This window comes from Limnohabitans sp. (assembly GCF_040400975.1).
In the GTDB taxonomy this organism is placed as follows: domain Bacteria; phylum Pseudomonadota; class Gammaproteobacteria; order Burkholderiales; family Burkholderiaceae_C; genus Limnohabitans_A.
In genome coordinates, this window is sequence record NZ_JBBAPF010000001.1 from 291,347 (window position 1) to 309,079 (window position 17,733).

The window sequence follows — 17,733 nt, forward strand, 5'->3', positions numbered from 1 at the left end:
TGATTTTGAAAACACTGCGCTATGAACTGGCGGACGGCATCGCCACCATCACCTTTGACGAGCAGGGTTCGCCGGTCAACACCATGTGCCTGCAATGGCAGGCCGATCTGGCCCAAGCGGCCGAGCAGGTGGCCAAAGACAAGGCGTCTTTAAAAGGCGTCATCCTGGCCTCGGCCAAGTCCACCTTTTTTGCGGGCGCCGACCTCAAGGGCGTGATGCGCTCGCAAGCCTCTGACGGTGTCCGTGTCTATGCCGAGATCGAAAGCATGAAGAAAAGCTTTCGCACCCTCGAAACGCTGGGCGTGCCGGTGGTCAGCTGCCTGAATGGCGCGGCGCTGGGCGGCGGCTGGGAAGTGGCTTTGATCGGTCACCACCGCATCGCCACCGCCAACCCCAAAACACAGTTTGGCCTCCCCGAAGTCACGCTGGGTTTGATTCCCGGCGCTGGCGGCATCACCAAGATGACGCGCCAGCTGGGCCTGCTGGCCGCGCAGCCCTATGTGCTGGAGAGCAAACTCTTTGGCCCCGAAGAAGCGCAAAAGCTCGGCCTGGTGCACGAACTGGTGGCCAGTGACGACCAGCTGCGCCCCCGCGCTCTGGCGCACATCGCGGCAGCCCAAGGCCAGCCCGAAGCCGCCCAGCACCTGTGGGACCGCAAGGACTACAAAATGCCCGGCGGCACACCCAGCAACCCCAAGATCGCAGGCATGTTGAGCGTGGCCCCGGCCGTGCTCAAGCAAAAAACACGTGGCCTTTACCCTGCGCCTGAAGCGGCGCTGGCCGCCATGGTCGAAGGCGCGATGGTGGACTTTGACACCGCCATGCGCATCGAAAGCCGTTACCTCGCAGGTCTCATGACCAGCCAGGTGGCGCGCAACATGATCAACACCTTCTTCTTCAACATGAACAGCATCAAGGGCGGCCAAAGCCGCCCCAAGGCTGCACCGCGCTACAAACCGCAAAAGGTGGGCATCTTGGGTGCAGGCATGATGGGCTCGGGCATTGCCTATTCACAAGCCATCCGGGGCATTGCTACCGTGCTCAAAGATGTGAGCCAAGAGGCCGCTGAAAAAGGCAAGGCCTACAGTCACAAGCTCACCCAAAAACGCGTGAACAAAGGCCGCATGACTGCGGACAAACAAGCGGCTTTGTTGTCATTGATCCAGCCCACGGCCAGCGCTGCGGACCTCAAGGGTTGCGACCTGATCATTGAGGCTGTGTTTGAAAACCGCGAACTCAAGGCCAAGGTGACGCAAGAGGCCGAGCCCATGCTCGCCGAAGGCGGCTTCTTTGCCAGCAACACCTCCACCTTGCCCATCAGCGGCCTGGCCACGGCCAGCGCCAATCCAAGAAAGTTTGTCGGCATCCACTTCTTCAGCCCGGTGGACAAGATGCAGCTGGTGGAGATCATTCGCGGTGCACAAACCGACGACGAAACCATCGCCCGCGCATACGACTACGTGCAGGCGCTGGGCAAGCTGCCGATTGTGGTGAACGACTCGCGCGGCTTTTACACCAGCCGCACCTTTGGCACCTTTGTGATGGAAGGCGCGGCCATGCTGGGCGAGGGCATCCCCGCCCCCGTGATCGAAAACCTGGCCATGCAAGTGGGCATGCCCGTCGGGCCACTGGCTGTGCTGGACGAAACCGCGCTGTCGCTGTCGGTGCATGTGCTGGACCAAACCCGCGAAGACTTTGCCAAAGAAGGCAAAACCCACACCGCCACACCCGGCGAGCTGCTGGTCGAGCGCATGGTCAAAGAACTCAAGCGCCCCGGCCGCGCCGCAGGCGGTGGTTTTTACGACTACCCCGCTGGCCAGAAAAAAGTGCTGTGGCCCGAGCTGAAAACCCGCTTTGAAAAAGCCGATGTGGCCTATAGCCAGCAAGACATCAAAGACCGCCTGCTGTACCGCCAAGCGGTAGAGACCGCACGCTGCCTGCAAGAAGGCGTGCTGACCTCGGTGCACGACGGCAACATCGGCTCGATCTTCGGCATCGGCTTCCCTGCTTGGACGGGTGGCGCGCTGCAGTTCATCTATGGCCAAGGCGTGGATGCGTTTGCCAAGCGTTGCGCGGAATTGGCGGCGCTGTATGGCGCGGGTTTTGCGCTGACAGCGGAAGTGATCGCGAGTTTGAAGCTGCACCAGCCGGTGTATTGAGGGGCAGGCCCGAGGGGGCTTACAAGTAAAAACGCAGCACCCGGGTGACCGGGTTGCTGCGTTTGATTTGGCTGCTAGAACTGCGCTTCTCTCAGCTTGTCGGTATCAAACGGGGGTAGATGAATTATCAAAGACGAAGAGTTCGTTACTGATGCCCGTTTATTGGGTTTGATCGTCAGCTTTAAGCTGGGTGCTGTCGGTCAGCTTTCTAGGCTGAACGTCCCCTTTGTCGAAAAGCCGTCATCAAATGAAGTGAAGCAGGAGCCGACCAATGGAGTTGGTCATGTCTCTTGCGAACGTGGCAAGCCACTTCTGCGCATCATCAGCAAAGTGTGATTCGCTGAAACTGTTGCGTGAGTTGGCCACAGCGTTGGTGATGGTAGGAATCGCGTTGACAATTTCCACCGGAAATGGTCCGCGGGTTTTGAGCTTTTCCGAAATGTCATCCTTGACCGCGCGGCACAACTGCATGAGATCGTTGAGATCCGCCTTGACTTGCACGTGCTTTCTCACGTAACTTTTGTAGAGACCTTCAAGACAGGTATAGGCGAGCGTTACTGCACGATTGAACTGTTGTGCATCAATCGCATGATCAATGTCGCGCAGACTGTTGTTGAGCTTCTCGGAATTCCACAAGTCCAAGGGGACCACTGCTACCGGAACCGCAAATCCACCTCCAAAAACTAGGGCCCGGATTCCGTCCACCTCGTCCTTGGCATGGGGTTCAAGCTCATTGATCAAGATTTTGAAAAACTGCAGTTTCTGTTCATCGCTAAAGGCTCTAAAGATTTCCCAGTAAAAGTCACGCCGTGAACTGCTCTGGCCCAAGCTTGCCCTTTGATCCAGCAGTTGCCTGTAGTTTGGGATGTCTTGGGCGACTTGCTGAGCGATGCGAATGTAAGCAGGACCGCTGTGGTAGGTCGGGCCTTGCCGATCCAGCAAGGAAAAAAGGCGGTTGTATGGAGCGGTCCAGTTCATCATGGCTGTGCCGTTTCTACAATGAACTTGGTGCGCTCATGGAGTTCGTCGAAGGTCAAGATGTCGATTCCTGTGATGCTCGTTCGATAGAGCTCAAAGGAACGCAGCTTGTCTTGGTTGACGCCATGCTCGCTTGTGAATTCGCTCAAAGAGCCAATCACGATGAAGGCTCGTGGCTTGAAGTTGAAGACCTCTTCGCCCGTGGGGTCGCCATCGTCATCCAATATTCTTTGCATTCCATGGAATTTGTGCATGGCAATCGCCACTGTTGCCTGCACTTGGGCGATGGCGCCTGCCATTTCCTTTGATGGTGCCCAGCATCCTGTTCTGTAGTAGTCCGCTTCAAGCAGCTTTGTGTTGTGGTGTTTGATTTCTGCAAAGCATAGGGAGTTGATGATCCCCTTGGTCTTCATCACCGCATCGGCGCGCTTACCCCTGTTCAACAGATCGTAGCCTTGCACAAATTGTTCAAGCTTTTTCTCTTCGAAGCCCGTTACGTAGAAGTAGCTCAGCCCGTAGCCAAATATCCATGGATTTTTTTCAAAAAATGCCTGCCAGAGCAATTCGTCACCTTTGATGGACTTCTGCTTTTTGCACAGCTCAAAGAAGTCAGGATCGGTTAGTAGTTGAGAAAAAATGCCAAGTTGCTTTTTCCGATACCCAAGTGCGACGATGTCGTCCTTGGTGACTTCAGCACGGATCGCCTCTAAAAATACTTCTTGATTGTCGTGAACCAAGGATGCAGCTTGGGCTTTCGAGAGAACGAGTTTGTGTAGGTCAGAGTCCGTGATGTTCACGGCACCGGTATGCTTGAACTCCACCTCAGCGATGTCATTGAGAAATCCTAGGAGCTTTGGAATCTCACTGCCAACGAAAGAGAAGTTTGTTCTGTGTGGCTGACCGTTGTTGCCGTTGAACTGCTGAAGAGTGAGAACTGTCAGCTTTCGATCATCCTCAAGGAACTTCGCAACTATTTCAATTTTTGCAGTAGGTGTGCGGCGAAGAACAACCTCCTTCTTCACCCTCATGTAATAGGCGCCTTCAGAGTCAACGACCTTTGAGGCAATGCGAAGAGGCCCATTCAACGTTGGTACTTGCCGACTGATATAGGTCTTGCCCGTGAGCTTATTCCGATGAATTTCCTCTTCGTCAGCCATATTACGTTCCCTGTAATGCATCGCCATATCTGGTACTTACGACATCCTACCAATACCTATCGAAGTCATCGTAGCGGACCTAGGTGCTGGCTTCGAAGAACTTGTTGAGGATGCTGCGATCTGCTTACTACATTTCGCCGAGTGCATCGCGAACACAATATGTTGCGCTGCTTGATGGTCGCTGTGTCATGTCTCTGGTCGTTGGGCTATTTCACTGTTACAACAAGTGCATTAGCCTCATCTGCCAGTGAGTGTTGGCTCGAATCCATACGCCAATATTGGGTTGCCTGAATCGTGCCCATCTGTTGCCCATGTTTTTCAAATAGTGCTCGGGTGAGAGCATTGAGCGAGTCGTAGGTCTGGCCGTCTGCGCTCCATGTGAAGCGCCCATTGCCGGCGAAAGAGGCCGTGCGGTCTTGAGGCGTCATATTCACGAGGGTTTTGAACGCTCCACTTATCAAAACAATTTGACTGCCAACTTGCAATTTTCCGCTGACCTCCAGAAGGTTGACCGTTCTTGCACGCTTGGCCATAGCTTGTTTTTTTGCGGAATCCTTTTCTTTGGCTCTGGCCTTGACTTGATATTCCTCGGCCTGTGAAATCGGGATGATTTGGTCGAAGTGCAGCACCCTTTGGCCACCTAATTCGTAGACGCCTACCTCGATGCACATGATGTACATCCCCGGCTCGTCTTCCTCTGTGGAGCCGAACTGTTCATTGAGCCATAGCACCGTGGTGGTGATCTCTTTGTTGAACTGGCTAGACACCAGGACGATGCGAGGTATGGCGGGCAACTCAATTTCGTTGAGGTTCTTCTCGCCCAGAAAGTCCAGCAACTCGGTTTTCCATGACTCTTCGGTGATGGCCGCGTCTTTCTTTTTTCGGTAGCTGAGTCCTGCCTGCACCAGGTCATTGATGCTCAAAACGGACAGCATGGCCGCATAGCGAAGAGCCTGTAACTCGGCGTGAGCCGCGTCGTTGTCGCGCTTGAATTCAATGACATGTAGGTTGCGTTTCCTGTCAATGGCCAATATGTCTACACGGCGTGAACTGTCCTCCCACCGACTGAATTCGGTAGCGACAGTCTTTAAATCTGGGAAAAACTTGCCTATGTCTGATGCGACCAAGTCACGGACCTCATTCTCGGTGTAGCCAGCCTGCTTGATGGACATTTTCGGCACGTTCTTCGCTTCTGAAATGGGGTTGTTGCTCAGCAAGAAAAATGTCATGGTGATGTTCGACTTGTTCAGGTATTGGAAAGTCAGAAAAATTCAGCAACGTGCGTACAGGCTGTCGTCTCTTCGTAGCCGCTCGGCTATGGCTGGCAGCATCCCATTGATCATGGCACCCAGGATGTCGCTTGCGTAAGGTAACGACCAGCGCTCGGCGCGGATCAGAAAATGGACAACCTGCCTAAGCGTTGGAAGATCAACCAATTCGATGGCTTCGTGTGGTCGGTTATCTATTTTTCCCAGTGGATTTTTGGGAAGAGCATCTCTCATGACAAAGCCACAGGCATAGGCACCAACGACAAACATGTCATAGGCGGGCAGTTCGCAGAAAGCCTCATGCTGGTCACACCGTAACTCACTGACGTCGCGAACACCGAAATGGGCACAGGCACTTTTAGCCAGGTGTTCAATCAATTGGGCAAGGTGCTTAGCTTGGTCTTCTAGAAGAGGTGTTCGCTTAGATGGCGCTGCTCTTTGGATCAGGTGGTGTGGTGCCGTCATGTTCAATCCGTATACAAGTATCTTTGCATCCCCACAAACGCCAGCCGCACCTGCACCGCATCCCCCAAATCCGCCATCGCGTCATTGATCTCGGTGTAACGCATCTTCAACAAAAGCTTCAGCTTTTCAGTCTCCAACGTATCCACGCCTTGGTTCACGTACTGGTCCAGCACAAAGGCCAAGAAGGCTTGTTGCTTTTGCCCATAAGTCACCGCGTTGTGAGCCTTGGCGCGATCTGCACGGGTGGCGCGGGTTTCGGTGGGCAGGGCAAAGGCCACATAGGCCAGCACGTCGAAGAGGTCGCTTTTTTCTGCTTCGATGATGCGTTGCATTTCGCGCAGCGGGTCGCGGCCAAAGCCTTTGTCTGCCAAGCCGCCCAGCAGTGCTTTGCGCGTGGTCGGGTCGGCCCACAGGGTGCGCAGTTCGTCTTCGTTTTTAAAGAACTCGGGCAGTGCGCCGAACAGGCTTTCCAAAAACTGCGCGGGCGACAGTGGCTTGCCGTCTGGCCCCCAGTAACTGGTGGATGTGATGTGTTGGATGGTGCGGGTTTTGCCATCGGCCAGTTTGACCACCAGCTTGGCCGGGCGGTCTTCACCCGGCATGCTCACCTTGGGTGGCTCGGTCGGGTCTTGTGGTTGCCAGCTTGGGGGTAAAGGCTTGTCGGTGGGTGGCTCGGGCTCCACAGGTTCGCCGTCCCATTCCGGGTCGCTGAACAGGTGGTGCGCCTTCACAAAGTCATAGATCGTGAAGTAGTCTTTGCCGTCATACAGGCGCGTGCCGCGCCCGATGATTTGCTTGAACTCGATCATCGAATTCACTGGCCGCATCAGCACGATGTTGCGCACGTTGCGGGCGTCCACGCCTGTGGAGAGTTTTTGCGATGTGGTCAGGATGGTGGGCAGCGTTTTTTCGTTGTCCTGAAACTGGCTCAGGTGCTGCTCACCCAGCTTGCCGTCGTTGGCGGTCACGCGCACGCAGTAGTCGGGCGCGTGGCTGGTCTTGATCTGGTTGATCAGATCGCGTACCAGCAGGGCGTGCTGTTGGGTGGCGCAAAACACGATGGTCTTTTCGCGCTGGTCGATGCTGTCCATGAACAGCTTGACGCGGTAGGCCTCGCGCTCTTTGATCTCGATGCTGCGGTTGAAGTCTTTTTCTGTGTATCGCTTACCTACCTCCACGTCGCCCATAAGCACCATGTCGTCGGCGGTGTAGACGTAATCGTCCAGCGTGGTCACGATCTGCTTGACGCGAAACGGCGTCAAAAAACCATCGTTGATGCCGTCCTTGAGCGAGTAGGTGTAAACCGGGTCACCAAAATAACCATAGGTGTCGGCGTTGATGGTTCGCTTGGGTGTGGCAGTGAGGCCCAGCTGCACGGCGGGGCTGAAGTACTCCAGAATCGCCCGCCAGCTGCCTTCGTCGTTGGCGCCGCCCCGGTGGCACTCGTCGATGATGATGAAGTCAAAAAAGTCTGGCGGGTATTCGCCAAAGTAGGGCGTATCGCCAGGCCCACTCATGAAGGTCTGAAAGATCGTGAAGAACACGCTGCCGTTCTTGGGCACGCGGCCTTTCTTCTTGATGTCGCTGGGGTCGATGCGCACGACCGCATCTTCGGGGAAGGGCGAGAACGCGGTGAACGCCTGATCGGCCAGGATGTTGCGGTCGGCCAAAAACAAAATGCGTGGGCGGCGACTGGGTTCAGTACCGTCTTTCCAATCCTTCAAATTCCAGCGGCTGTGAAACAGCTTCCACGCCAGCTGAAACGCGATGAAGGTCTTGCCCGTGCCTGTTGCCAGCGTCAGCAGCACACGGTCTTTGCCGTTGGCCACCGCCTCCAGCACGCGGGTGATGGCGCTTTCTTGGTAATAGCGGCCCATCCAGGTGCCGCCTTTGTCTTCGAGCGGCACGGCGGCAAAGCGTTTGCGCCAGGCGGCAGCTTGCGCCTCGCTCTCGCCAAAAGCCATGTCCCACAGCTCGTCGGGCGTGGGGTAGCGGGCCACTTCGGCCTCGGCCCCCGTGTGCATGTCGATGCCGTAAATGCTTTGGCCGTTGGTGGCATAGGTGTGGCGAATCGCCAGCTTGGCCGCGTAGCTCTTGGCCTGGCCCACGCCCTCGGTCAGCGGTTTGGCCCAAGCTTTTGCCTCGATCACCGCCAACTTGGTGTTGCGGTAGACCAGCACATAGTCCGCAATGTCGGCCCGCGCCCGCTTGCCTGCGCCTTGGAGGCGGCCTGCGGTGATGTTGTGTTCCCGCAGGATGCGGCTGCCATCCACCTGGCCCCAGCCTGCGGCGGCCAGGGCCGGGTCGATGTGTTCGGCGCGGGTTTCGGCTTCGTTTTTGCTCATGCTTATCGGAAAACCTGCTGAGACTGCTGGATGTAGTCCAGAAAATTCTTGTTCGCTACGGCCACACCAGGCAGGTCACACACCGCCGGAATTTTCCGTCTCGTTGGCTCTTTCAGCGAGGAAGATTGCCGTGCTTCATTGGTGGCCAAGGTTGCCCCGTGGTACTGTGCGGCGGCAATGATCAGGATGTCTTTTTCGTCAACGCCCTTTGGGTGGTACTTGTCGTTCTGGATGCCCACGTCATCCTTGATTTGCTTGGCGGCCTGGACTACAGCATTGCTCATGGGCAGGCTCCGAATGCTCTGGTTCTTGAGCCATGTGCCGCAATCGGGGGATTTGTGACCTACCTCTTCAAGGGCGACCGCAGGAATCGACAGCCTCTGGGCCTGTATCTCACCTGCCAGCCAGACCCACAAACCGGGAAACTGGGTGAGTGGGTAGTTGTCCCACGCGTGGAGGATGGATGAAGCGTCAAGCGTGTGCACAGAACCGCTCCAGCGCGTGCACATCTGCAATCTTCAGGCCGTCCAGGTAGCCACTGGCTTTGGACAGCGTGATGTGCTGCGCGCTGAGGGAGTCAAGCACTGTGCGCACATACCGATCACCAAACATGTGTCTGGGCTCGCGATACCGGTATGCGCGCGACCCACCCTGATCTTCGTTGTTATAGGTTCTGTCCGATACCAACTCACGGTAAGACACATAGACAGCATGGGGCAGTCGCCCCACGTCCATGAGCCTGCGCAAGATGACTTCGGTGCTCGCGCCCCACTTCAAATGGTGGGGTCGGAGCCATTCGTCCAGCATGGCCGCCTCTGCCGGGCGGTTCAAGTCGTCGATTTGCTTGAGAAATGCGTCTGGCACCAAAACCAGACCGGCAAACTGGTTTGCTTCTCGCTCGCGGCCTTGGCTGCTGCGCAAGTCGGTTTCTTCGTCGATCCAGCTGGTCTTGTGCAACAGCACATGGGCCAGCTCGTGCATGAGTGTGAAGTTTTGAGCGGCTTCGCTGGCCATTTTTTTGACCACGATGACTGGGCAGTGCTCGTCGTACAGCGCAAAGCCGGCAATGGGGCTTTCCTTGGCGATCTGCCATTTGCCGTTGTAGCCGTTGGTGCGAAACACCAGAATGCCTTTGGCCTCGACCGCTGTTCGGTAAGACTCGAAATCGTTTTTGTCGCCCAAGCCTAGCCATTCGCGAACACGGCGGGCGGCAGTGACCACATCGCGGCTGGGCAGGTCGGGTGCTTCAAAGGACGTCCACGCGTCGCTGTCCAGCTCATCCTGCAGACTCAGGAAAATCTGGCGTTGCTTTTCAACGCGTTCGATTAGGTTCTTGAGCCGAGGGGAGAGTTCAGGCTTTTGGCTGGCCAGGGTGCGATACTGGGGCGTGTGGACCTGTGGTGCCTCTACCGGCTCCGCTTCCAGAAAAAAGAGCACGCCACGGCCAAAGAAATCGGCCACGCTGCGCAGTTGGTTGAAGGTCAATCCTTCGCCATCGTGCATCACAGCAGACATACGATCCGTCGATATGCCTACCTCAGCCGCAAGCGCCTCTGGCGTGATGCCGTGATCGGCACAACACCAGGCAATGCGGGCAGGGTTGATCGATTGGATGCGGTCCATAGACTTCATTTTATAGAACGACCCTGACCAACCCATCAGGGTAAACCAATGGACTCAAAGTTGCCCGCTGAAGGCCTGGTGCAGCAGGTTTTTTTGAGGGCGTCTTTGGTGTTGGTCGCTTGCTGTTTGACTGGGGCATCTGGTTCACTGGCCAGGCGCTGAAAAGATCGCAGCATCAAAATGTCCAATCAGCGGAATGCGAGGGCTTTGAGCGACCTCTTGGGCAAAGCTTTCACGGTCTATTACCTGTTTTCTGAATGCTTCTATCGTACACGCAGTGGCGTGCACTTTTCGGCCCAACTGGCGACCTGCAGGCCTGAGTGCGGCGTTGGCCTTGAGTTCAGAAGCCGTGCCCAGAATCAGCACGTCGACATCGCTGTTGGCTGTGGCTTGACCCCGGGCCACCGAGCCAAACACCAAGGCCACTTCGATCCCAACCAGCTTCTCAAGGGTTTCACGCAGCGCACGCACTAGCGTACTGTCTTGCTGCATGAGGGTCACCAACGGTGCCAACTGAGGGTCTGTACTGGCGTAATAGCGGGGCAGGCCATCTTGCTGGCGGCGCTGCACCAGGCCCGCCTCTGTCCAGCGCTTAAGTAACCGCGCCGTGTTGCCGGGGTCGATGCTTGATGCTGCAGCCAACTCACGCGGACCAAAGCCCCGACCCGGTTCGGCAAACAGTGCTTGCAGCACTTTGAATCGGGCCTGACCGCCAAAAACCTCGATGAGCTGGGATTCGTTCATGATTTGATGTTGAATTGACAGCGATGTTGTCGAATATACATCAACGTTGTCGAATTGACAACGTTTGGTCAATCTCGCGTTCTGTTTGATATCCTTGCGGCCAAGTGGGTTGGGAGTACCCGGCCGGCGTTACAGCCTCGGTGAGTTCATCGGGGCTTTTCGCTTTCTCAGGCGTTCATGTCGCATGAATTCAGTCAATAACGTACTTTATGGGGCTGAAACTTTGCAACTGGTGACACTTTGTCACCAGTTCAACTGGACGTTTTTCTCGCACGGTTGAATCGCTGCAGTCGGTGACAAGTTGTCACCGACTGGACATCAAGAGTGCTTACCTTCAACCATTTTGTTGATGTCAACAAAATGGTTTTACCCATCGTCAAAGCTGCCCGCTGAAGGCTTGGTGCAGAAGGGATTTTTTGAGGTCGTCGAGGGCGGTGAGTTTTTGGCGGTAGATGGATTCGAGGCGGCGGCATTCAGCTTCGACACTTCTCAGTGTTTCGACATGAGCTAATTGATCTTTGGGGAAAATCCTTGGTACTTGAAGATTACGCAGAACCTTGAGGGACACTGTTTTTTGTGCGGTTCCGGTAGCGCCATCGGCTGCTTGGTTGAACACCTGCGGTGATTGCAACAGGTAATGGAGCCAAGTGCTGTCAACATCTGCTTTGGGTCGAATCAGACCAATGTGCCGTTGAAAGCAAAACTCTGCATCGTCCTCCACCAAGACGGGAATGCCAAATGAGCCTGTGACTGTGTAAAGCACATCGCCGCGCATCGGCTTTTTGTTGGCTTTCAGGCCATCAAAATATTCGCGAGGGACTTTGAACGTATCTGCGAAATCGATGCTTCTTGTCTGCTTATCGATGTTCCCGATGGTGATGAACGGTAAGCCATGTTCAACCTTCGGCGGAGGCATGTGATCGCCATCGGTGATGTCGGTGGCCAACTCACTCAAGGCAACTATTTCGCCATTTTCTTGTGCGTGGACAACGATGGCATCGAGATGGCTGTTGAATAATTCGCGTGCGTTTTGGAGGTTCTTTTCGGCGTTGGCTTTGGCGATGGCGATGTCGGCAAAGGCTTCGTCGAGGAGGGTGACGATGCGGCGTTGTTCTTGTAGCGATGGGTAACTGATTTGTTGTGACCTTACTTCGGCATCGGTCACAGCTGGGTAGCTCGCACCTTTTTGAAGCGACTCCATTCCGCTCATGAACTGCTCTGTGAACAGCGAATAAAAAAGGTACTGTGCATCCAACTCGGGACAAGGACGCATGACGAAATAGCCCGTGCTGCAAACTTGACCGTCAAGGCTTGCAGGCACTCGCGCAATTCGTTGGAGTGTTGGGCGAATGGTCGCGAAGATCACATCACCAGCTTTGACAAGCCGTCGAGCCCTGCTTGGGGCATCTTTCCCTTTTAATCGCTGTGTCTCTTCAATTTCATAGGTTTCGTTGGAAACAGATGAAACATCGATGTATGAGAAGTCATCATCGGGCGCTGATAGCGGATTGACTGTTTCTGTTTTGAGCAATAGCTCTCCCAGAGACCTGGTTTTCCACCCCGCCTTCACACCCGCCCCCCCGTAACCCCACGCACATAAAACACCTGGCCCACGCGCTCGATGTGTTCGCGCAGGCTGTCGTTGTTGAGTTGCTCAAACACCGACAGGTCCACGGTGTAGGGCAGCAGCAGGTCGTCGATTTCATCGAGGATGTTGCCCAGCTCACGGTGGTCAATTTGCGCACCCGCCGCAGTGTGCAAGGTCAGGTCGATGTCGGAGCCTGGGCGGTAGTTGCCTTTGGCTCGCGAGCCGTAGATGACCGCGCGCTCGACATGGGGGTGTTGTGCCAGGGTGTCGCGGATTTTTTGCAGTGTGCTCGGGCTCAGGCCGAATGCGGTGTCAGCGCTCATGCTTGCGGGTCTGGTGCGTCGCGCAGTGCGACCATGGTGGCCGACAGCGCCACAAAGGCGGGGTAAAAGCGTTGAAGGATGTCTTGTGCAATGCGTTCGGCCACATCCAGGTTGTAGGTGTGCGATGTCTGATTGCGGTCTTTGATCATGTCCATCCACACGTCACCATCCGCAACGAGCGCATTTTTGAAAGCCAGGCGGGTGGTATCGCGTGAGCCGATGATGCCTGTGAAGCCTTTGCTTTCCAGGTAGTCCTTGAGCACGTTCCAACCCAGTTCGTGAGTGAATTCAAAGCCTTGAATCAGGCCTTGTTTTTCAAGCTTGGTCAGGGGGCGTTGTTGTCCCAGCTCCATCGCTTCGGTCAAGGTTTGCAGGGCGTTGGTGTAGTTGTGAAAGCGTTGCTTCCAGCGGATGTCTTCAGTCATGGGGGGCTCCTGCCAGCAGTTGGCCAATATTAGCCAGAACTTGCGCCGCCTCGGTGTCCAGCGCCGCGATCTCATCCAGAATGTCCGCCGGGCTGCGGTGCACCACATCTTCACCGCCGTTCGGGTTTTTCACCGACAGGTCAAACGTGTCCAGGTTCAAGCTGTCAGCGGTCACGCTCCAGCTTTTGGGCGAGTCGGCAAAGGTTTTTTGCAGCTGCACAAACTCTGCCAGGTCCGCGTCGTTCAGCGGGTTGGTCTTGCCCATGTTGCGGCCGGGGTCGAGTTGGTAGAACCAAGTCTTGCGGGTGGGCTCGCCTTTGGTGAAAAACAGCACCACGGTTTTGACACCCGCGCCCTGAAAGGTGCCGCCAGGGCAGTCCAGCACGGTGTACAGGTTGCAGTCGGTCAGCAGCTGTTTGCGCAGGGCCACGCTGGCGTTGTCGGTGTTACTGAGGAACGTGTTCATGATCACCACCGCCGCACGGCCACCGGGCTTGAGGCTTTTGATGAAGTGCTGCATGAACAGCGATGCAGTCTGCCCAGTTTTGATGGGGAAGTTTTGCTGTACCTCTTTGCGCTCTTTCCCACTGAAAGGAGGGTTGGCCAAAATCACGTCGTAGCGGTCGCGCTCTTGGATATCGTTGATGTTTTCGCCCAGCGTGTTGGTGTGCACGATGTTGGGCGCCTCGATGCCGTGCAGGATCATGTTCATGATGCCGATCACATACGCAAGGCTCTTTTTCTCTTTGCCGTAGAAGGTGCGCTTTTGCAGGGTGTCCAGGTCGTCGGCCTTGGTGGCTTTGGGGCTGAGGTACGCAAAGGCTTCGCACAAAAAGCCGGCCGAGCCGCAGGCCGCGTCGTAAATGCGTTCGCCAATTTGGGGCTGCATCACCTCGATCATGGCGCGGATGAGTGGGCGCGGTGTGTAGTACTCGCCGCCGTTGCGCCCGGCGTTGCCCATGTTTTTGATCTTGGCTTCGTACAGGTGCGACAGCTCGTGCTTTTGCGCCTGGCTGCCAAAGCGCAGTTCGTCGATGCGGTCGATCACGTCGCGCAGGTTGTAGCCGCTTTGGATTTTGTTGGTGATCTCGCCAAAGACTTCACCGATTTTGTATTCGATGGTCTGCGGCCCGCTGGCGCGTTGCTTGAAGCCCGCCAGATACGGAAACAGCTTGGCGTTGACAAAGCCTTTGAGGTCGTCGCCCGTCATGGCGGCGTTGTGGTTGATCTTGCCGTCTGCTCCTTTGGGGGCGGCCCATGCTGCCCAGCGGTAGGGCTCGCTCAAGATGAATTGGTGGTCACGCCCCTCCAGCACCGCCTCGGTGGCTTTATCGGCTTCGAGGGCGTCGAGGTACTTTAAAAACAGCAGCCAACTGGATTGCTCGGTGTAGTCCAGCTCGCTGGTGCACCCCGCGTCTTTGTGCAGGATGTCATCGATATTTTTAAAGGTTTGTTCGAACATAGGTTTGCATTTTAGAGGCGAGGCGCTGCCAAGCCACTTGGTGCAAGCCGTAATGGCAGTTGTCCGTTGACGTCATGTTGGGGCCGCAGGCGTGAGCTTTGGCCTGTTCGTCAAGCGTGTCTTTGAGGCGTACGGGTACGCCTCAGAGATTTGCCTTCAGCCCAGCAAATCCAACAGCGTGCGGGCAATCACCTTGGTCGCGCGTCGCAGGTCTTCCAGTTGCACATGCTCGTCGGCACGTTTGGCGTTGGATTCGAGCACAGTGCGCGGGCCTGCGCCGTAGATCACGCCGGGGATGCCGCGCTCGACGTACAGGCGCACATCGGTGTACAGCGGCGTGCCGATGGCGGGGATGGGCTCACCAAAGACCTCACTGCCGTGTTTCTGGATCGCGTCCACCAGTGGCTTATTGCCGGGCAGGGGTTTCATGGCGTTGGCCAGCAGCATGCGGCGCACATCCACTTTCAGCACATGGCCACCGCGTGGGGGCTTGAAGCTGGTAGCGGCGTCGGTAATGGTTTGACGGATGCTGGCTTCCACTTCGGCCGGGTTCTCTTCGGGAATCATGCGGCGGTCGAGCTTGAAGCTGACTTTGCCGGGCACCACGTTGGTGTTGGTGCCGCCTTCGATCAGGCCCACGTTCAGATAGGGGTGGCTGATGCCCTCGACCTGGGATGTGACCTTGAGGTATTGCGTGTTGAGCGCGAGCAGGGCATTCAAGATGTGCACCGCGCCTTGCAGCGCGTCGGTGCCGCTGTCGGGAATGGCCGCGTGCGACATCTCGCCTTGCACGGTGACTTCCATTTGCAGGCAACCGTTGTGCGCGGTGACCACCTGGTAGGAAAAGCCTGCCGCGATCATCAAATCAGGCTTGGTCAGGCCTTTGGCCAGCAGCCAGCCGGGGCCCATCTCGCCGCCAAACTCTTCGTCGTAAGTGAAGTGCAGTTCCACACCGCCTTTGAGTGGGGCCTTGAGTGATTCCAGTGCACGCGTAGCAAAGGTGAAGGTGGAAAAGTCGCACTTGCTCACGGCGGTGGCGCGGCCATACATCGCACCGTTGTGGATTTCGCCGCCGTAGGGCGGGTGTGTCCAGCCTTCGCCTGGGGGCACCACATCGCCGTGGGCGTTCAGGGCAATGGTTTTGCCTTCGCCATATTTGCGGCGCACGATCAGGTTGGTGACCGACTCCAGGCCGTAGGCTTTGACTTCGGAGGCAGGCACAGGGTGCTTTTCTGCATCAAAGCCCATGGGGGCCAGCAGCTCGGCGGTGCGCTCGGCGTGGGGCGCGTTGTTGCCGGGTGGGGTGTCGGTGGGCACTTGCACCAGCGCCTGCATGAATTTGACCTGTTCATCAAAGTGCGCGTCGATCCAAGCGTCGAGTTGTGCGTATTGTTGTGAGTGATTGACGTTGGGGGCGCTCATGACAGTTCCTGAGAGAGTTGGTTCAAAACATGGGTGAAGGCGTCAACACACAGTTGCATGTCGTCGCTGGTGGTCGATTCGCGCGGGTTGTGGCTGATGCCCCCGTTTTCGCCGCGCACAAACAGCATGGCTTGCGGCATGACTTCATGCAGCTTCATCGCGTCGTGGCCTGCGCCGCTGGGCAACTTGAACAGCGGCACACCCAAGGCGCGCACGGCGCGTTCCCAATGCGCTTGCCACTCGGGGGCGCTGGGCGCAGCTGCGGCGCTCATGGTCAGCTCGGTTTTCACGCGCACGCCACGGCGCTCGGCAATGGCCTGCAATTGCGACATCACATCGGCCACCAGCGCGTCGCGCTGTGCATCGGTGGGCGCGCGCATGTCCAGGCTGAACAGGCAGCGGCCAGGCACCACGTTGATCGAGCCGTTGGGCACTTGCAGCTGGCCCATGGTGGCCACACTGTCGCCGTCTTTCGCGGCGCGTTGTTCCATGTACAGCGCCAGTTCGGCCACGGCGCATGCCGCGTCGCGGCGGCGGTCCATGGGGGTGGTGCCTGCGTGGCTGGCGGTGCCGAAGACCTCGCACAGGTAGCGCACGCTGCCGTTGATGGACGTGACCACGCCCAGCGGGATGTTGACTTCGTTGAGCACCGGGCCCTGCTCGATGTGCACTTCGATAAAGCCGAGGTACTGCGCCGGGTCGCGCTGGATTTTGGGGATGTCGTCCACGCACAAGCCCGCGTGCTGCATGGCGGCGCGCATGGTGATGCCGTCCGCATCTTGCTGGTCCAACCAAGCGGGGTTGAACTGGCCAATGAGCGCGCCAGAGCCCAAAAAGGTGGCCTTGTAGCGTTGGCCTTCTTCTTCGGCAAAGGCTACGACCTCGATGCCGAAGGGCAGGCGCTTGGCTTGCTGGTGCAGCTGCTGCACGCAGGCCATGGGCACAAAGATGCCCAAGCGGCCGTCGTACTTGCCACCGTTGCGCACGGTGTCGTAGTGGCTGCCCGTCATCAGGTATTTGGCACCCGTTGTGGCGGGGTGGTAGCGACCCACCACGTTGCCCACGGCGTCGGTATAGACCTCGTCAAAACCGCAGTCGCGCATGTTTTGTGTGATGCGCTGGGCGCAGGCGCGGTGCGCGTCGGTGAGGTAGGTGACGGTGAGTTGGCCCAACTCGGCAAAGCCGGGGTCACTGTGTTGGGCCAGTTGTTCTTGCCAGTCCCAGACCCTGTGGCCCAGCGTGGGCTCTGCGCCAAATTTGTCGTTCAGGCGAATTTCGGCGATGCGGTGGATGTTGCGCAGGCACTCTTGCAACTCCATGTCGGGGTGGCCGAACAGGCGGCGTTCAAAGGCATCGATGATCTGTTTTTTGTTCATGCCCACGCCACGCGGGCCGCGCACCGCCAGGATGAAGGGCCAGCCGAACTTGGTGTTGTAGTCGGCGTTGAGCTTTTGAATTTTGGCGAACTCTTCGGGCGTGCAGTCGGTCAGGCCCGCCTTGGTTTGTTCGTTGGTCGATTCGGCCGTGAGCGACTTGCTGACCATGGTTTTGCCCGCCAGCTCGGGGTGGGCGCGGATCAGGCCCAGCTGCGCGTCGCGTCCGGCGTGTGCCAGCACTTCGCACATGGCGTGCTTGAGGTGCGCCAGCGATGTGAAGGGGCGTTCATTCAGCGCCTGCTCGGCAATCCAGGGCGAATGCTCGTACAGGCCGTCGAGCATTTGCGCAGCTTTTTCGCGGCTGGCGCTGTTGAGTTGTTCCAATGTCAGGGCCATGT

15 protein-coding genes are annotated in these 17,733 nt (G+C 57.1%); 1 reads left to right on the forward strand and 14 read right to left on the reverse strand.

The window, feature by feature from the left end; genetic code table 11:
• The first annotated feature begins 5 nt into the window (after positions 1–5).
• Positions 6–2,159 carry a 3-hydroxyacyl-CoA dehydrogenase NAD-binding domain-containing protein gene (locus ABWQ00_RS01505; RefSeq protein WP_353236981.1) on the forward strand — a complete coding sequence of 718 codons (2,154 nt, stop codon included), beginning with the start codon at positions 6–8 and terminating at the stop codon, positions 2,157–2,159.
• 243 nt (positions 2,160–2,402) lie between these two features.
• Here ABWQ00_RS01505 and ABWQ00_RS01510 read toward each other — a convergent pair whose 3' ends face one another.
• The 14 genes from ABWQ00_RS01510 to uraD all read right to left on the reverse strand — a co-directional run bounded on the left by ABWQ00_RS01510 (position 2,403) and on the right by uraD (position 17,731).
• The gene (locus ABWQ00_RS01510) at positions 2,403–3,140 is read right to left on the reverse strand and encodes a hypothetical protein (RefSeq protein ID WP_353236891.1); all 738 of its coding nucleotides are present in this window, start codon (positions 3,138–3,140) and stop codon (positions 2,403–2,405) included.
• Positions 3,137–4,294, reverse strand: a complete 1,158-nt coding sequence (locus ABWQ00_RS01515; RefSeq protein ID WP_353236892.1) for a Shedu anti-phage system protein SduA domain-containing protein — start codon at positions 4,292–4,294, stop codon at positions 3,137–3,139. Before ABWQ00_RS01515 ends, ABWQ00_RS01510 begins: the two co-directional genes overlap by 4 nt.
• Before the next feature lie 206 nt (positions 4,295–4,500).
• Positions 4,501–5,523, reverse strand: coding sequence for a hypothetical protein (locus ABWQ00_RS01520; RefSeq protein ID WP_353236893.1), 1,023 nt, complete (start codon positions 5,521–5,523; stop codon positions 4,501–4,503).
• Positions 5,524–5,565: 42 nt separating this feature from the next.
• Complete coding sequence (locus ABWQ00_RS01525; RefSeq protein ID WP_353236894.1) at positions 5,566–6,027, reverse strand: hypothetical protein; 462 nt, start codon at positions 6,025–6,027, stop codon at positions 5,566–5,568.
• 2 nt (positions 6,028–6,029) lie between these two features.
• The gene (hsdR, locus tag ABWQ00_RS01530) at positions 6,030–8,372 is read right to left on the reverse strand and encodes an EcoAI/FtnUII family type I restriction enzme subunit R (RefSeq protein ID WP_353236895.1); all 2,343 of its coding nucleotides are present in this window, start codon (positions 8,370–8,372) and stop codon (positions 6,030–6,032) included.
• A 2-nt stretch (positions 8,373–8,374) separates the two neighbouring features.
• Positions 8,375–8,881, reverse strand: coding sequence for a DUF4411 family protein (locus tag ABWQ00_RS01535; protein WP_353236896.1), 507 nt, complete (start codon positions 8,879–8,881; stop codon positions 8,375–8,377).
• Positions 8,844–9,995 carry an ImmA/IrrE family metallo-endopeptidase gene (locus tag ABWQ00_RS01540; protein ID WP_353236897.1) on the reverse strand — a complete coding sequence of 384 codons (1,152 nt, stop codon included), beginning with the start codon at positions 9,993–9,995 and terminating at the stop codon, positions 8,844–8,846. Before ABWQ00_RS01540 ends, ABWQ00_RS01535 begins: the two co-directional genes overlap by 38 nt.
• Before the next feature lie 144 nt (positions 9,996–10,139).
• Positions 10,140–10,739, reverse strand: a complete 600-nt coding sequence (locus ABWQ00_RS01545) for a nucleotidyltransferase domain-containing protein (protein ID WP_353236898.1) — start codon at positions 10,737–10,739, stop codon at positions 10,140–10,142.
• 376 nt (positions 10,740–11,115) lie between these two features.
• Positions 11,116–12,309 (reverse strand): restriction endonuclease subunit S, encoded by a 1,194-nt coding sequence (locus ABWQ00_RS01550; protein WP_353236899.1) that lies wholly within the window; start codon positions 12,307–12,309, stop codon positions 11,116–11,118.
• Entirely contained in the window at positions 12,306–12,650 is a 345-nt protein-coding gene (locus ABWQ00_RS01555; RefSeq protein ID WP_353236900.1) for a nucleotidyltransferase domain-containing protein, read from the reverse strand. The genes ABWQ00_RS01550 and ABWQ00_RS01555 overlap by 4 nt, the downstream gene beginning before the upstream one ends.
• Entirely contained in the window at positions 12,647–13,075 is a 429-nt protein-coding gene (locus ABWQ00_RS01560) for a nucleotidyltransferase substrate binding protein (RefSeq protein WP_353236901.1), read from the reverse strand. The genes ABWQ00_RS01555 and ABWQ00_RS01560 overlap by 4 nt, the downstream gene beginning before the upstream one ends.
• On the reverse strand, positions 13,068–14,537 hold the full coding sequence (locus ABWQ00_RS01565) for a class I SAM-dependent DNA methyltransferase (protein ID WP_353236902.1): 1,470 nt from the start codon (positions 14,535–14,537) through the stop codon (positions 13,068–13,070). Before ABWQ00_RS01565 ends, ABWQ00_RS01560 begins: the two co-directional genes overlap by 8 nt.
• A 156-nt stretch (positions 14,538–14,693) precedes the next feature.
• Entirely contained in the window at positions 14,694–15,959 is a 1,266-nt protein-coding gene (locus ABWQ00_RS01570; RefSeq protein WP_353236903.1) for a M20 family metallopeptidase, read from the reverse strand.
• Entirely contained in the window at positions 15,956–17,731 is a 1,776-nt protein-coding gene (gene uraD / locus ABWQ00_RS01575; RefSeq protein ID WP_353236904.1) for a 2-oxo-4-hydroxy-4-carboxy-5-ureidoimidazoline decarboxylase, read from the reverse strand. The genes ABWQ00_RS01570 and uraD overlap by 4 nt, the downstream gene beginning before the upstream one ends.
• Positions 17,732–17,733 lie beyond the last annotated feature (2 nt).